The organism is Aeromonas sp. NJAU223 (assembly GCF_051125555.1).
In the GTDB taxonomy this organism is placed as follows: Bacteria; Pseudomonadota; Gammaproteobacteria; order Enterobacterales; family Aeromonadaceae; genus Aeromonas; species Aeromonas veronii_G.
Genome location: NZ_CP144204.1, coordinates 1,997,226 through 2,012,978, shown reverse-complemented (window position 1 = coordinate 2,012,978; position 15,753 = coordinate 1,997,226). Strand labels below are relative to the sequence as shown.

The 15,753-nt window shown below is 61.7% G+C and carries 12 protein-coding genes; 5 read left to right on the top strand and 7 right to left on the bottom strand.

From position 1 onward, the window contains the following. Nucleotides 1–15 precede the first annotated feature (15 nt). From clpX to tig, 3 genes are all read right to left on the bottom strand, one after another. The gene (gene clpX, locus VZC39_RS09200; RefSeq protein ID WP_349922088.1) at nt 16–1,290 is read right to left on the bottom strand and encodes an ATP-dependent protease ATP-binding subunit ClpX; all 1,275 of its coding nucleotides are present in this window, start codon (nt 1,288–1,290) and stop codon (nt 16–18) included. A 141-nt stretch (nt 1,291–1,431) separates the two neighbouring features. Beyond that, nucleotides 1,432–2,055, bottom strand: coding sequence for an ATP-dependent Clp endopeptidase proteolytic subunit ClpP (clpP, locus tag VZC39_RS09195; protein WP_005324106.1), 624 nt, complete (start codon nt 2,053–2,055; stop codon nt 1,432–1,434). An 86-nt stretch (nt 2,056–2,141) separates the two neighbouring features. Next, the gene (tig, locus tag VZC39_RS09190; RefSeq protein WP_349922087.1) at nt 2,142–3,452 is read right to left on the bottom strand and encodes a trigger factor; all 1,311 of its coding nucleotides are present in this window, start codon (nt 3,450–3,452) and stop codon (nt 2,142–2,144) included. Nucleotides 3,453–3,881: 429 nt separating this feature from the next. On the opposite strand from tig, the gene VZC39_RS09185 reads away from it, so the two are divergent. Then, nucleotides 3,882–4,316: a YccF domain-containing protein gene (locus VZC39_RS09185; protein ID WP_349922086.1), complete on the top strand. Its 435-nt coding sequence runs from the start codon at nt 3,882–3,884 to the stop codon at nt 4,314–4,316. Nucleotides 4,317–4,401: 85 nt separating this feature from the next. Further along, nucleotides 4,402–4,992 (top strand): 5'-deoxynucleotidase, encoded by a 591-nt coding sequence (gene yfbR, locus VZC39_RS09180; protein ID WP_349922085.1) that lies wholly within the window; start codon nt 4,402–4,404, stop codon nt 4,990–4,992. Nucleotides 4,993–5,119: 127 nt separating this feature from the next. On the opposite strand, the gene lolE is transcribed toward yfbR, so the two are convergent. From lolE to VZC39_RS09165, 3 genes are read right to left on the bottom strand one after another with little or no spacing between them, the layout of a single operon-like run. Beyond that, nucleotides 5,120–6,361, bottom strand: a complete 1,242-nt coding sequence (gene lolE, locus VZC39_RS09175) for a lipoprotein-releasing ABC transporter permease subunit LolE (RefSeq protein WP_349922084.1) — start codon at nt 6,359–6,361, stop codon at nt 5,120–5,122. Further along, entirely contained in the window at nt 6,361–7,089 is a 729-nt protein-coding gene (gene lolD / locus VZC39_RS09170; RefSeq protein WP_434667788.1) for a lipoprotein-releasing ABC transporter ATP-binding protein LolD, read from the bottom strand. Before lolD ends, lolE begins: the two co-directional genes overlap by 1 nt. A gap of 37 nt (nt 7,090–7,126) precedes the next feature. Then, nucleotides 7,127–8,362: a lipoprotein-releasing ABC transporter permease subunit gene (locus VZC39_RS09165; protein WP_434667785.1), complete on the bottom strand. Its 1,236-nt coding sequence runs from the start codon at nt 8,360–8,362 to the stop codon at nt 7,127–7,129. A gap of 76 nt (nt 8,363–8,438) precedes the next feature. On the opposite strand from VZC39_RS09165, the gene VZC39_RS09160 reads away from it, so the two are divergent. Together VZC39_RS09160 and mfd are read left to right on the top strand one after the other, a co-directional pair. After that, nucleotides 8,439–9,014 carry a PilZ domain-containing protein gene (locus VZC39_RS09160; RefSeq protein ID WP_349922081.1) on the top strand — a complete coding sequence of 192 codons (576 nt, stop codon included), beginning with the start codon at nt 8,439–8,441 and terminating at the stop codon, nt 9,012–9,014. Nucleotides 9,015–9,062: 48 nt separating this feature from the next. Further along, complete coding sequence (gene mfd, locus VZC39_RS09155; protein ID WP_434668439.1) at nt 9,063–12,518, top strand: transcription-repair coupling factor; 3,456 nt, start codon at nt 9,063–9,065, stop codon at nt 12,516–12,518. A gap of 198 nt (nt 12,519–12,716) precedes the next feature. Here mfd and fbp read toward each other — a convergent pair whose 3' ends face one another. Next, nucleotides 12,717–13,751, bottom strand: a complete 1,035-nt coding sequence (fbp, locus tag VZC39_RS09150; protein ID WP_100858471.1) for a class 1 fructose-bisphosphatase — start codon at nt 13,749–13,751, stop codon at nt 12,717–12,719. Nucleotides 13,752–14,124: 373 nt separating this feature from the next. Between fbp and VZC39_RS09145 the strand changes: the two genes are divergently transcribed. Then, entirely contained in the window at nt 14,125–15,741 is a 1,617-nt protein-coding gene (locus tag VZC39_RS09145; RefSeq protein ID WP_434667781.1) for a peptide ABC transporter substrate-binding protein, read from the top strand. Nucleotides 15,742–15,753 lie beyond the last annotated feature (12 nt).

Sequence of the window (15,753 nt, the reverse complement as noted above, 5' to 3'; positions counted from 1 at the left end):
TTAAAAATCAGCCAGTTACTCTGAAGCAGCGGCCTGAGTCTCGGAATTGTCGTAGATCATCAGGGGGGCGGAGTCGCCCTTGATCACCGTCTCGTCGATCACCACCTTGCTGACCCCTTTCAGGGATGGCAGGTCGTACATGGTGTCGAGCAGCACGGCTTCGACGATGGATCGCAGACCCCGGGCACCGGTTTTGCGCTCCATAGCCTTGCGCGCGATGGCGTTCAGGGCGTCGTCGCGGAACTCCAGTTCCACCTCTTCCAGGGCAAACAGGGCGGCATACTGCTTGGTCAGGGCGTTTTTCGGCTCTTTCAGGATCTGGATGAGGGCAGCCTCGTCCAGCTCGGTGAGGGTCGCCACCACGGGCAGACGGCCGATGAACTCGGGGATAAGACCGTATTTGATCAAATCTTCCGGTTCCACCTTGGCAAAGTTCTCGCTCAGGGTCGCCTTGGCATTCTTGGATTTGACGTCGGCGCCAAAGCCGATGCCGGTCCCCTTGACGGAGCGCTGCTCGATGACCTTGTCCAGGCCCGCGAAGGCGCCACCACAGATGAACAGGATCTTGGAGGTATCGACCTGCAAAAACTCCTGCTGCGGGTGCTTGCGGCCCCCTTGCGGCGGTACCGAGGCGATGGTGCCCTCGATCAGCTTGAGCAGTGCCTGCTGCACCCCTTCCCCGGAGACGTCACGGGTGATGGAGGGGTTGTCCGACTTGCGGGAGATCTTGTCGATCTCGTCGATGTAGACGATGCCACGCTGGGCCTTCTCCACGTCGTAGTCGCACTTTTGCAGCAGCTTCTGGATGATGTTCTCCACGTCCTCACCCACGTAACCGGCTTCGGTCAGGGTGGTGGCATCGGCCATGGTGAAGGGTACATCCAGCAGACGGGCCAGGGTCTCGGCCAGCAGGGTCTTGCCGCTGCCGGTGGGACCGATCAGCAGAATGTTGGACTTGCCAAGCTCCACCCCACCGGACTCGCTGCCGCTGCGCAGCCGCTTGTAGTGGTTGTAGACTGCAACGGCCAGTACCTTCTTGGCGTACTCCTGACCGATCACGTAGTCATCCAGGTGAGCACGGATCTCATGAGGGGTCGGCAGCTCGCTGCCATCACGCTTGGGGGAGATCTCGCGGATCTCCTCGCGGATGATGTCGTTGCACAGCTCGACACACTCGTCACATACATAGACGGAAGGGCCAGCGATCAGCTTGCGCACTTCATGCTGGCTCTTGCCGCAGAAAGAGCAATAAAGCAGCTTGTCGCCCTCACCCTTGCGTTTCTCTGTCATTCAGCAACCTCGTTTTATCAATAGAGGATGGATATCGTCCTGCTGAGTTTACAACAGGACGGGGTACCCTGCTCAAGCACACCCTTTGGGAAAATCGTCACCCAGGAGCGCTCAAGTCGGCTTGACGGACCTGACCGTGACTCAGCCGCGCTGGCTCAGGATGCCGTCCACCAGACCGTAGGCCACGGCCTGCTCCGCCGACATGAAGTTGTCACGGTCGGTATCGCGCTCGATGGTGGCCATGTCCTGGCCGGTATGGAAGGCCAGACGATCGTTCAGGGTGTTCTTGATCTTCAAAATTTCCTGGGCGTGGATCTGGATGTCAGAAGCCTGACCCTGGAAGCCGCCAAGGGGCTGGTGGATCATCACCCGGGCGTTTGGCAGGCAGAAGCGCTTGCCCTTGGCACCGCCGGCCAGCAGGAAGGCGCCCATGGAGCAGGCCTGCCCCATGCAGACGGTGCTGACGTCCGGTTTGATGAACTGCATGGTGTCATAGATGGACATCCCCGCAGTGACGGCGCCACCCGGCGAGTTGATGTAGATGCTGATGTCCTGATCCGGGTTCTCGGATTCGAGGAACAGCAGTTGGGCCACCACCAGGTTCGCCATGTGATCCTCGACCTGACCGGTCAGGAAGATCACCCGCTCTTTGAGCAGACGGGAATAGATGTCGTAGGAACGCTCACCCTTGGCCGTTTGCTCTACCACCATAGGGATGAGCGCATTGCGTGGGGATTCAGTCACATCGTTATAGTTTTTGTACATAAGGCATTGTCCCTAAAATAAAATGGCCCGAGTGGAGATCACACGAGCCATTATACTTAACAGTTTTGACCTTAAGTCAAATGATCTTAGGCAGCGGCACCGGACTTGTTGATCACGTCGTCGAAGGCCACTTCTTTCTCGGTCACTTGGGCCTTGGACAGGATCAGGTCGATGGCTTGATCTTCAACCGCCAGATTGCGGACGCCGTTCAGCATCTGCTCGTTCTTCTGGTAGTACTCGATCACTTCCTTCGGATCTTCGTAAGCGGTGGCCATGGACTCGATGATGCTGGTCACACGGGCTTCGTCAGCCTTGATCTCGTTGGTGCGGATGACATCACCCAGCAGCAGACCCACGCGGACGCGGCGCTCGGCTTGAGCCTGGAACAGCTCGGCCGGCAGCTCGGGAGCGTTGCCGCCCTGGAAGCCACCGAAGCGCTGCAGCGCCTGCTGACGCAGGGTGTCGATTTCCTGGGCAACAGCAGCCTTGGGCAGATCGATCTGGTTGGCTTCAACCAGGCCGTTCAGCACTTGCTCTTTCACGCTGTTTTTCAGGGCTTGGGCCAGTTCGCGCTCCATGTTCTTGCGCACTTCGGCTTTCAGCTCTTCCACGTTGCCGCTTTCGATGCCGAAGCGCTTGACGAACTCTTCGGTCAGCTCAGGCAGTACCTGCTCTTCAACCTTGGTCAGCTTGGAGGCAAACTTGGCCGCCTTGCCTTTCAGGTTTTCGGCGTGGTAGTCAGCCGGGAAGGTCACTTCGATGGTGAACTCGTCGCCGGCTTTCTTGCCGATGATGGCGTCTTCGAAGCCCGGGATCATGCGGCCAGCGCCCAGTTCCAGTGCGAAGCCTTCGGCCTTGCCGCCGTCGAACTCTTCACCGTCGATGGAGCCGACGAAGTCCAGGGTCACACGCATGCCGTTGGCGGCAGCGGTGTCCACTTCGGACCAGGTGGCGTGCTGCTTGCGCAGGGTGTCAATCATGTTGGCCAGATCGGCATCCTTGACGGAAGCAACCGGCTTCTCGACCTTGATGCTCTCCAGACCGGCAACTTCAAACTCAGGGTATACTTCGAAAGTGGCGGTGAATTCGAAATCTTGGCCTTCCTTGATCTCTTTCGGATCCATGGTCGGCGCACCGGCCGGGCTCAGTTTGTTTTCGATGATGGCTTTGATGAAGTTGTTCTGCATCATTTCATCGGCAACGCGGGCATGGGCCATGGCACCAAACATCTTCTTGATGATGGTCGCCGGTGCCTTGCCAGGACGGAAGCCGTCGATGCGACGAGTCTTGGCCAGGCCATTCAATTCTTTGCGCACGGCAGCGTCAACGGTCGCAGCCGGTACGGTGATGGTAAGACGGCGTTCCAGACCCTGGGTTGTCTCTACAGAAACTTGCATTCTTTTACCTCGTTCAACTCAGCACTGCGTGCTGACCCTTTATTACCCCTGGGCACATACCCGGAGTCTTCCTGTTTATAAAGACAACGACTGTCTTTGTGATGAGAAAATTTGACGCGACATTATAGCGGCGCACAGTGGTCGCGTCGAGCCGCACATCCCCCATCCGGGGCGCAGACGGCACAATTTGCGCAAGTCTGACCCCTATATGGGGAAAGCGGGCCGCGAGTTCAAGCATCCAGGACGCAATAATTTGCACTGGCTCACTCTTTTTGCTCCAAAAGCCCCTATTTTTCATGGGAATGGGCCCCAGACCGGGCCAGGCCTGGGGGCTGCGACCCAAACTGTCCGCCTTGTCATCTCAACCATTGCGTCCCTTGATGGGGATCGCTATGGTGACAGCCAACTTATGAGTCTGGAGTGACCCAAATGACCTTTTTTCGCTTCTTGTTTAACCTGCTCTGGTTTGTACTGGGGGGCGTCTTCATGGGGCTGGCCTGGTGGCTGGCCGGGCTGCTCTGTTTCGTCTCCCTGATAGGGATCCCCTGGGGACGCGCCTGCTTCGTCATCGGCACCTTCACCTTCTTCCCGTTTGGCAAGCAGGCGGTGAGTCGCAAGTCCATGACAGGCCAGAGCGACATCGGCACAGGGGCCCTGGGGATGATTGGCAACATCCTCTGGTTCCTGGTGATCGGGGTCTGGCTCGCCATCGGCCACATCGCCTCGGCCCTAGCCTGCTTTGTCACCATCGTCGGCATCCCCTTTGGCATCCAGCACCTCAAACTCGCCCTGATCGCCCTGGCCCCCATCGGCCAGATGGTGGTGACCAATCAGGAGGCCGAGTCCGGCCGCTATATCCGTTAATTCGCCCGTCGCAGACTAGGCGAAGGCGCAGAAAAAAGGGCAGACTAGGGTCTGCCCTTTTTCATTGCCATTGTTCGAGGTCTCCATGCTTCCCAGCCATTTCTTCGCCAACCTCGCCCGCATGCGGCTCATCTACCGCTGGCCGCTGATGCGCAACATCCAGCCGGAGAACATCGCCGAGCACAGCCTGCAGGTCGCCATGGTCGCCCATGCTCTCGGCGTCATCGGCAACCGCTTGTTCGGGGGCAACGTCGATGCCAACCGTGCCGCTGTCATGGCCCTCTACCATGACAGCAGCGAGGTGCTGACCGGCGATCTCCCGACCCCGGTCAAGTACTTCAACCCCGAGATAGCCCGTGAATACAAGAAGATAGAGCTTGCCGCCGAGCAGCGCCTGCTGGGGATGCTGCCCCCGGAACTGGTCGAGGATTTTCGCCCCCTGCTGGACTCGGGTGCCCAGGACGACGCGCTCGCCCGGCTGGTGAAAGACGCGGACACCCTCTGCGCCTACACCAAGTGCCTCGAGGAGATGAATGCCGGCAACCGGGAGTTTGAACCGGCCAGGAAACGCCTCGAGCAGATGCTGGACGCACGGATGAACCCCGCCATGCGCTACTTTATCGACGTGTTCGTGGCGAGTTTTTCACTACCTCTTGATGAATTGAATGCCCATTGATGCTGTTAACCATAACTTGTGCATGATTTAACCCCGCCCACTCCCCTGGTGGCAGCTTTTTCGGGGTTCCCCAGCAAGCAAAAGGGCCCCGCAGGGCCCTTGTCATCATCACAGTCATCTTGAAACATCAATGCCCCAGCTCCCGGGACGGCACCAGGCCGCTCGCCCGCCAGGCGGGATAGAGGGTCGCCACCAGGCTCATCAGGATGGCGGCGCTGGTCACGATCACCAGATCCTGCATGTGCAGCTCGGTGGGCAGGAAGTCGATAAAGTAGATGTCCGGGTTGAGGAAGCGATGACCGATGAGGGTCTCGACGAAGCTCAGGATCTGGGTCAGCTTGCTCGACAGCAGGCCGCCGAGCAACGCCCCGAGCAGCGCCCCCGCCACCCCGTTCACCATGCCCTGGATGACGAAGGTGAGCCGGATCTGGCCCGGGCTCGCTCCCATGGTCTTGAGGATCGCTATCTCGCTGCGCTTCTCGTTCACCGCCATCACCAGGGTGGAGACGATGTTGAAACAGGCCACCGCCACCACCATCAGCATCACCACGTACATCACGGTGCGCACCATCTGGATGTCCTGATAGAGGTAGCCCTGACGGCTCATCCAGCTGCTGATGTAGACGTAGTGCGGGAACTTGCTCGCCGCCGCCACCGTGATGGACTGCGCCTTGAGCACGTCATTGACCTTGAGGCTGAACCCCTCCACGTCCTTACCCATGCCGATGATGGCCTGGGCATCCGCCAGGTGCATGAAGCCGAGCAGGCCGTCGAGCTGACCGCCGATCTCCATCAGCCCCACCACGGTGAGCGCCTCACGCTTGGGGTTCTTGATACCGCTGGCATCGCCCCCCTGGGGCAGCAACAGGGCAACCTGATCCCCTATCTTGACCCCCAGCTTGTCGGCGATGGTCTTGCCGAGGATCACCTCCTTCTCGCCGGGCTCCAGTTCACGCAGGCCACGGCCCGTCATGTACTTGCCTGCATCCGACAGGTTCGCCTCGAGCTCCGGCAGCACGGCGCGCAACTGGACGCCCTTCAAGGCAGAGCCGTGCTCCAGCAGGCCGTCCAAACGGATCACCGGGGCCGCGGCCTCGATCCCCGGCTGGGCCAGCAGGTAGTCACGAAGCTTCGGCCAGTTGGGCAGCGGCGCCTCCATGCCGATGAGCTCGCCGTGAGGCACCACGGAGAGCACCCGGTTCTTTAGCTCCCGCTCGAAGCCGTTCATGGCCGAGAGCCCCAAGATCAGCGCCATCACCCCGAGGGCGATGCCGATGAGGGAGGAGGCGGAGATGAAGGCGATGAAGCCGTTGCGACGGCGGGAGCGGCTGTAACGCAGGCCCAGGAACAGGGGCAGCGGTTTGAACATCAGGCGACCTCCGCCATGACGCCGCTTACCAGGGTCACCCGCCGGTGCAGCTTGGCGGCGAGGCTCAAATCGTGGGTCACCACCACGAAGGCGGTGCCGAGTTCACGGTTCAGCTCGCACAAGAGCTCGTAGACGGCGGTGGCGCTGGCGTGATCCAGGTTGCCGGTGGGCTCGTCCGCCAGCACCAGGCTGGGCTCGTTGACCAGGGCGCGGGCGATGGCCACCCGCTGGCGCTCGCCCCCTGAGAGTTCGGAGGGCCTGTGATTGAGGCGATGGGAGAGCCCCACCCGCCCCAGCATCCGGGTCGCCTTCTCGCTAGCGCTTGCCACCGACTCACCGGCGATGAGCAACGGCATGGCGGTGTTTTCCAGCGCCGTGAACTCGGCAAGCAGATGGTGGAACTGGTAGACAAAACCCAGCTCCTGATTGCGGAACCTGGCCTGGGTACGACTGTCCCAGTGGTGAATGTCCTGACCGTTGAACCGCACGCTGCCGGTGCTGGGGTTATCCAGTGCCCCCATCAAATGCAGCAAGGTGGTCTTGCCGGAGCCCGAACTCCCCACCACCGCCAGCATCTCGCCGGGGGCCACGGACAGGTCTATCCCCTTGAGCACTTGCGTCTCGAGATTGCCCTCTTTGTAGACATGGTTCAGGGCCTCACAGCGCAGCAGCGGCTCGCGGGACGGATTGTCGCGGGACTCGGCGCCACGCACTACAGGCTCATTCATAAAAGGGGCTCCGCTTGGGGAAGTAATAACAGAAGAATTATTCATGACGCAGTGCCTCGGCCGGTTTGACCCGGGCCGCACGGGCCGCCGGGTAGAGGGTGGCACTGAAGCTCAGCAGCACGGCGCCGAGCAAGATGGTGATGACCTGGGCCGGCTCGACGATGACCGGCAGGCCCGAGCCCCCCGCCGCCATATAGAGGTTGAGCCCCACCGCATTGAGCAGGGGGTTGAGACCAAGGGAGAGCCCCAGTCCCGCCAGGCCGCCAAACAGGGCGCCGATGACGCCGCTCGACGCCCCCAGCACCATGAAGATCTTGACGATACCGGACTCGCTCATGCCCATGGTGCGCAGGATGGCCACCTCCCCTTCCTTGTCGGTGACGACCATCACCAGGGCCGAGAGGATGTTGAAGGTGGCGACCGCGATGATCAGCACCAGCATCAGCCCCATCATGCGCTTCTCCATGGCCACTGCCTGGAACAGCTCGCCCCGCTCCCGGCGCCAGTCCTGCCACTCCAGCCCGTCAGACAGCGCCGTCTTGATCACCTCGTCGGCGGCGAAGGGATCGTCCAGCCAGAGGCGGATGCCACCGACGGTGTCATCCGGCAGGCGCAGCATGCGCTGGGCATCACCCAGCGCGATCAGCGCCACCTGGCTGTCCACGTCGGCCCCGACCCCGAAGATGCCGGAGACGGTGAACAGCCGCTGGGCCGGTACCCGGCCAAACGGCGTGAAGCGGGTGCCTTCGGTCAGGATAAGACGCACCTGATCCCCGAGCGATACCTTCAGGCGGTTGGCCACCCCCTGCCCCAGCACGATGTGGTATTCACCCCGTTGCAGGCTGCTGAGCTGCCCCGCCAGCATCTGGGCGTGAAGGATGTCATCTTTCGGCCAGAGTGAAGGGTCGATGCCCTGTACGCTCACCCCGGTCAGCTGACCCGGGCTCTGCAACATGCCTTCGCTGTCGAGCATGGGGGCATGGGCCACCACGTGAGGCAGCCTGGCCAGGTCCGGCAGCCCCTCGGGCGCCCTCTCGATACGGCCGGCGGGATTGGTCACCACCACGTGGGGGATCACCCCGAGGATGCGTCCCTTGAGCTGCCCCTCGAAGCCGTTCATCACGGAGATGACCACCATCAGGGCGGCGACCCCGATGGCGATGCCGAAAGTGGAAAACAGGGAGATGAAGGAGACGAAGCGGTTACTGCGTCGCGAGCCTGCATAACGCAGGCCGATGGCCAGCGACAATGGCTGAAAAAGTCCAGTCTTCAAGGATATCTACGTTGCCAACAAAATAAGATACCGGATAATAATGGCAAACAGACTAGGACAACAAGGGATAGCCTCCATGCAGGAACAGTTCTTCAGCGTCACCCATGCCACGCCGGTCAATGTGATCCCCATGCCGGCCGACTTCCATCTGCCGACGCTGGAGGCGCTGGACGCCGAACTGCCAGAACCCTTTCGCATCGCCTCCGCCATCACCGCCATCGATCTGGTGAGCAGCCGGCTGCTGCGCAGCCAGAACGAGTCGATGCACGATCTGGTCGAGATCGTCAATCAGCAGTCCCGCAAGATAGACATGATCATGGGCTATGTGCTGGCGGTGCAGGATCACCCGGAACACCGCTTCCACACCCTGCGCTTCGGCGCAGGTAATCTCGTCTACCTGCACCCGCGCCAGGGGCACGGGGAGCCCCCCCGCCCCCACCAAATCGTGCGGCTCAAGATCTTCTTGCGGGAAGAGGCTTCCGCCGTCTACTGCTACGCCGAGGTCAAACAGCTGGAACCGGGCGAGCATGGCACCCAGGTGCTGCTCGACTATGTACGGATCCGCGAGGATGACCGGGAGCTGCTGGTGCGTGCCAGCCTGCACGTGCAATCCAAACAGCTCAAGCTGCGGGCCCAGGAGCGCCAGCGCTAATTCCGGTCTCACCGCCAACGTCAACGTGAAAAGAATCGAACGATGCCAATGACAATCCCCGCCTTGCCCGCCAAAGCGGGCCAGAAGATCACCCTTGGCCAGCTGGTCGGCAGCAGCCTGGCGCTGGTCGCCGCCCGTCTCACCCAGCAAGCGGATCGCCCCGTTCTGCTGGTCACCGCCGATACCCCGAGCGCCCTGCGCCTCGAACAGGAACTGCAGTATCTGCTGGCTGACAAGGGCTGCCCCGTGCTGCTGTTCCCGGACTGGGAGACCCTGCCCTACGACACCTTCTCCCCCCATCAGGACATCATCTCCCAGCGCCTCGAGACCCTCTACAAGCTGCCGCAGATGAGCAGCGGCGTGCTGATCGTCCCCATCTCCACCCTGATGCTGCGCTGTGCCCCCCGGGTCTATCTGGACAAGTACAGCCTGCTGGTCAAGGCGGGCCAGCGCCTCAACCTGCAGCAGTTGCGCGGGCGTCTGGCCGAGGCGGGGTATGTGGCGGTGGAACAGGTGCTGGAGCACGGCGAGTTCGCCGCCCGCGGCTCCCTGCTGGATCTCTTCCCCATGGGCAGCAACAGCCCCTATCGCATCGACTTCTTCGACGACGAGGTGGACTCCATCCGCCCGTTCGATCCAGAGACCCAGCGCTCCAGCGAACCGGTCAAATCGGTGAGCCTGCTGCCCGCCCGGGAGTTTCCCACCGACGAGGGGGCCATCGAGCTGTTTCGCGGCCAATACCGGGAGCAGTTCGAGATCTCCCGCGCCGAGGGCTCCATCTATCAGGAGGTGAGCAAGGGGCGCTGGCCCGCCGGCATCGAATACTATCTGCCGCTCTTCTTCAACGAGACCGCCAGCCTGTTCGACCATCTGCCAGGCAACACCCTGCTGCTCACGGTGGGAGAGATTTATCCTGCCGCCCAGCGCTTCTGGAACGACATCGGTCAGCGCTATGAGGACAGACGCTGGGATAACACCCGTCCTTTGCTGCCGCCCCAGCAGATCTATCTGCCGGTGGAGCAGCTGTTTGCGGCGCTCGGGGACTATGGCGCCGTGCGGCTGCAGGCCGACGCCACCGACGGGAGCGCCGGTCAGCACAACCTGGCCACCGCTCCCCTGCCGGACTTGCAGCTCGATCACAGCAAGGAACAGCCCCTGCTGGCACTCAACCAGTTCCTGCAAGGCTTTGGTGGCCGCACCCTGTTCTCCGTGGAGTCCGAGGGACGACGGGAGGTGCTGGGTGACTTGCTGGCGCGCATCAGTGTACAGCCCAGGGAGTTCACCTCCCTTGAAGCCTTCGTGGCCAGCACCGCGCGCCATGGCCTGCTGGTCTGCCCGCTGGAGCGAGGCTTCCTGCTGCGCGAGCCGGGACAGGAGGAGCTCGCCCTCATCACCGAGACCGAGCTGCTCGGCGGCAAGATCCGAAGCCGCCGCGCCCGGGACAAGAGCAAGAACTTAAGCTCCGATGCGGTCATTCGCAACCTCGGCGAACTGACCCAGGGTCAGCCCGTGGTGCACCTGGATCACGGGGTCGGCCGCTACCTTGGCCTCGAGACCATCGACACCGGCGGCCTGCCCACCGAGTTCCTGACCCTGGAGTACGCAGGCGGCGACAAGCTGTTCGTGCCGGTCACCAACTTGCACCTCATCAGCCGCTACACCGGCTCGGACAACCCGCCGAGCCACAAGCTCGGCGGCGAGGCCTGGACCAAGGCGCGGCGCAAGGCGGCGGAGAAAATCCGCGACGTGGCGGCGGAGCTCTTGGACGTCTACGCCATGCGGGCGGCCCGCCACGGCTTTGCCTTCAAGCACGACAAAGAGGCCTATCGCCAGTTTGCCGCCGGTTTCCCGTTCGAGGAGACCGAAGATCAGCTCAACGCCATCAATGCGGTGCTCGGCGACATGTGCCAGGCCAAGAGCATGGATCGCCTGGTGTGCGGCGACGTGGGCTTTGGCAAGACCGAAGTGGCGATGCGGGCGGCCTTCGTGGCGGTGCACGGCGGCAAGCAGGTGGCCGTGCTGGTGCCGACCACCCTCTTGGCCCAGCAGCACTACGACAACTTCCGGGATCGCTTCGCGAACTGGCCGGTGCGGGTCGAGGTGCTGAGCCGCTTCCGCTCCGCCAAGGAGCAGACAGCCGTGCTCAAGGAGCTGGCGGAAGGCAAGGTGGACATCATCATCGGCACCCACAAACTGCTGGGGTCCGATCTCACCTTCAAGGATCTGGGCCTGCTCATCGTCGATGAGGAGCACAGATTCGGGGTACGCCAGAAGGAGAAGATCAAGGCGCTGCGGGCCGACGTGGACATCCTCACCCTGACCGCGACCCCGATCCCCCGTACCCTCAACATGGCCATGTCCGGCATGCGGGATCTCTCCATCATCGCCACCCCGCCCGCCAAGCGCCTCGCCATCAAGACCTTCGTGCGCCAACAGGAGCCGGCGGTCACCCGGGAGGCGGTGCTGCGGGAATTGAAGCGGGGCGGTCAGGTTTATTACCTCCACAACGACGTGGAGAGCATCGAGCAATGTGCGGCGGATCTCGCCACCCTGGTGCCGGAGGCGCGCATCGGCATCGCCCACGGCCAGATGCGCGAGCGGGAGCTCGAGCGAGTGATGTCGGATTTCTACCATCAGCGCTTCAACCTGCTGGTGTGCACCACCATCATCGAGACCGGCATCGACGTGCCGAGCGCCAACACCATCATCATGGACCGGGCGGATCATCTGGGCCTGGCCCAGCTGCACCAGTTGCGGGGTCGGGTCGGCCGCTCTCACCACCAAGCCTACGCCTATCTGCTCACCCCCCATCCCAAGCTGATGACCAAGGACGCCGCCAAGCGGCTCGACGCCATCGCATCGCTCGAAGATCTCGGGGCGGGCTTTGCGCTCGCCACCCACGATCTGGAGATCCGCGGCGCGGGCGAACTGCTCGGGGATGATCAGAGCGGCCAGATCGAATCCATCGGCTTCACCCTCTACATGGAGCTGCTGGAGCAGGCGGTGGAGGCGCTCAAACATGGCAAGGAGCCCTCCCTGGATCAGCTGATGAGCCAGCACACCGAGGTGGAGCTACGCCTGCCCGCTCTCTTGCCGGACGACTACATTCCGGACGTCAACATGCGTCTCTCCATGTACAAGCGCATCGCCAGCAGCCGGGACGAGCAGGAGCTGCGGGAGCTCAAAGTGGAGCTCATCGACCGCTTCGGCCTGCTGCCGGAGGCGACCAAGACGCTGATGGAGATAGCGGCCTTCCGCCAGCGGGCCACGGCCCTGGGCATTCGCCGGGTGGAGATGAGCGATCGCGGTGGTTATCTCGACTTCAGTCAGGACACCAAGGTCAATCCGACCTATCTGGTCAAGCTGCTCTCCGAGCAGCCACGTATCTATAAAATGGATGGACCGACCCGCCTGCGCTTCCAGGTGCCGAACCAGGAGAGGGCCATGCGGCTGAAACTGGTGGATTCCCTGCTGGCGGACTTGGCCAAGCACGCCCTGCCCTGATGAGCCCCGCTGGCTGGTTTGACAAGCAGTGTTGGCTGGCACAATGCCATTGAGTCAGTCAGTACGCCAGACCACTCATCGCGCGGCCATCCATGACACCACTCCAACAAAACGGGAGCCCTGAGGCTCCCGTTTTTTATCTGTCTATCCTGCTCGTCATGCCTGGCCCCCTTGGGTTGCCAGTGCCCTGCGAGCCATTCATCCCTGATTGGCCGGATCCTCGTGGGCGGAAAACTCCCGCATGAAGGCCTCGGCCCTGTCCACCATCTTGGTGGAGCCGACGAAGTAGGGCGTGCGCTGGTGCAGAGCGGTGGGCTGGATGTCCATGATGCGGCCAAAGCCGTCTGAGGCCTTGCCACCGGCCTGCTCCACCAGAAACGCCATGGGGTTGCACTCGTAGAGCAGGCGCAGCTTGCCGTTCGGGGAGTTGGTACCGGACGGATAGATGTAGATGCCGCCCTTGAGCAGATTGCGGTGGAAATCCGACACCAGGGAGCCGATGTAGCGGGAGGTGTAGGGTCTGTGGGTCGCCTCGTCCCGCTCCTGGCAATATTTCAGGTACTTCTTCACCCCGTCCGGGAACTTGATGTAGTTGCCCTCGTTGATGGAGTAGATCTTGCCCTCCTCCGGGATGCGGATGTTCTCGTGGGAGAGGCAGAAGCAGCCGATGGAAGGGTCATAGGTGAAGCCGTTGACCCCGAAGCCCGTGGTGTAGACCAGCATGGTGGAGGAGCCATAGACCACATAACCGGCGGCGACCTGACGGTTGCCCGGCTGCAGGAAATCTTCGAGGGTCACCCCGGCCCCCGGCGTGCTCACCCGGCGGTAGATGGAGAAGATGGTCCCGACCGAGACGTTGACATCGATGTTGGAAGAGCCGTCGAGGGGGTCTATCAGCACCACGTACTTGGAGTGGCGGGAGAGCTCGGAATCGAAGGAGACGAAGTCCTCTTCCTCTTCGGAGGCCATGCCACACACCTCGCCGCGGGCTTCCAGCGCCGCCTTGAAGCGCTCGTTGGCGTAGACGTCCAGCTTCTGCTGCACCTCCCCCTGCACGTTTTCGGCTCCCATGGAGCCGATGATGTCCGCCAGCCCCGCCTTGTTGATCTCCCGGTTCACCACCTTGGCAGCCAGGCGGATGGAGCTGAGCAAGGAGGTCAGCTCGCCGGTTGCGGTCGGGTAGTCCGCCTGCTTTTTGACGATGAACTCGCCCATGGTGATCATGTTTCGCATTCTTCTTCCTTTAGGATCGTTTCCGTTGGCCTTGAAAACGTTTGCAAGCATCGACAAAAAAAGTGCCGATCCTCGGCTGCGTTGTTTTGTAACCTAATGTAACGTCTGTTTTTTGTTTTTGCAGCGAATTAAGGCGGTGATTGTCTCGCCAGTTCACGCCAGAAAATGGCGTCATACTGGGGAAAACAGGGCGTCAACCGACCTCTTTCACCACCTTAATTCGTAACAATAATCCAACCTCCGTTACCGCCGTTCTCAGGCCCCTCCCCATTCGGGAACAGGTCCATGACACCCTCCAATCCCTCCTTGAGATCTGGGGCTCAATCCCGCACACTGGCTTGGCTTTGGAAGCAAAAAAACATAAGGATATTCAATGAAAAGGACACTCATTGCCGGCACGGTTGCCGCCCTGATCTCTCTCCCCGCCCTGGCGGCACAGGTGCCTGCCGGCACCCAACTCCTCCCCGCAGCCCAGCAGACCTTCGTGCGCAACATCGGCACCGAGCCCGCCTCCATCGATCCCCAGATGGTGGAGGAGAGCGCGGGCAGCGAGATCGTCAACGATCTGTTCGAGGGACTCTACACCCTGGACGGGGATGGCAAGCTGCAACCCGCCGGGGCCATCAGCTATGAGCTCGACCCCACGGGCACCATTTATACCTTCAAGCTCAGACCCGACGCCAAGTGGTCAAACGGCGAGCCGGTCACGGCGGCGGACTATGTCTATGGCTGGCAGCGGGCGGCGGATCCCAAGAACGCCTCCAACTACGCCTGGTTCATCGAACTGACCGGGGTCACCCACGCCAGCGAGGTGGTGCAAGGCAAGGCCAAGCCCGATGCCCTCGGCATCAAGGCCCTGGATGACCACACCCTGCAGATCACCCTGAAAAACCCGGTCCCCTTCTTCTTGAAGACCCTCTCCCACTACACCACCTTCCCGGCGCCGAAGGCGACCATCGAGAAGTACGGCAACGAGTGGGTCAAGCCGGGCAACATCGTCTCCAACGGCGCCTTCGTGCTCAAAGAGTGGACCCCGAACGAGCGGCTCATCTCCGAGCGCAACGTCCACTACTGGGACAATCAGCATACCGTGCTGAACAAGGTGATCTATCTGGAAATCGTCTCCGATACCGCCGCCTTCAACCGCTACCGGGCGAGCGAGGTGCACTACACCAGCTATCCGCTGGAGCAGTACAAGCAGATCAAGAGCCAGAGTCCGCAAGAGCTGGTCAACGTGCCCCTGCTTGCCACCTATTACTATGTGTTCAACACCCAGCGTAAACCCTTCGACAACCCCAAGGTGCGCAAGGCGCTCTCCTTGGCCATCGACCGGGATACCATCACCGAGAAGATCCTGGGACAGGGGCAACTTTCCGCCTTCAGCCTGACGCCACCAAGCGTGGACGGGTTTGAACTCAAGCAACCGGCCAGCGAACTGATGAGCAAGGAGGCGCGGATCAAGGAGGCCAAGACCCTGCTGAACGAAGCGGGCTATGGCCCGGGCAAGCCGCTGGACGTGGACATCCTCTACAACACCAACGAGGGGCACAAGAAGATTGCCCTGGCCATCGCCTCCATGTGGAAGCACAACCTGGGGGTCAAGGCCGAGCTCAACAACATGGAGTGGAAGACCATGGTGTCGACCCTGAATGAGGGAGACTTCGGGGTGAGCCGCTACTCCTGGAACGGGGACTACAACGACGCCTCCACCTTCCTCGACATCATGACCTCCAGCAGCAGCGCCAACAGCGGCAAATGGCACAACCCGCAATATGACGCCCTGCTGGCCAAGGCCCATGACTCCCAGGACGCGGCCGAGCGCAATCACCTCTACCAGCAGGCGGAAGCCCTGATCGATGCCGAAGCCCCCATAGCCCCGGTCTATTTCTATGTGAAATCCCGGCTGCTCAAGCCCTTCGTCAAGGGCTACCCCTATCACAACCCGCAGGATCTGGTCTACTCCAAAGACCTCTATCTGACGGCCCAGTGAGCCGGCCACAAA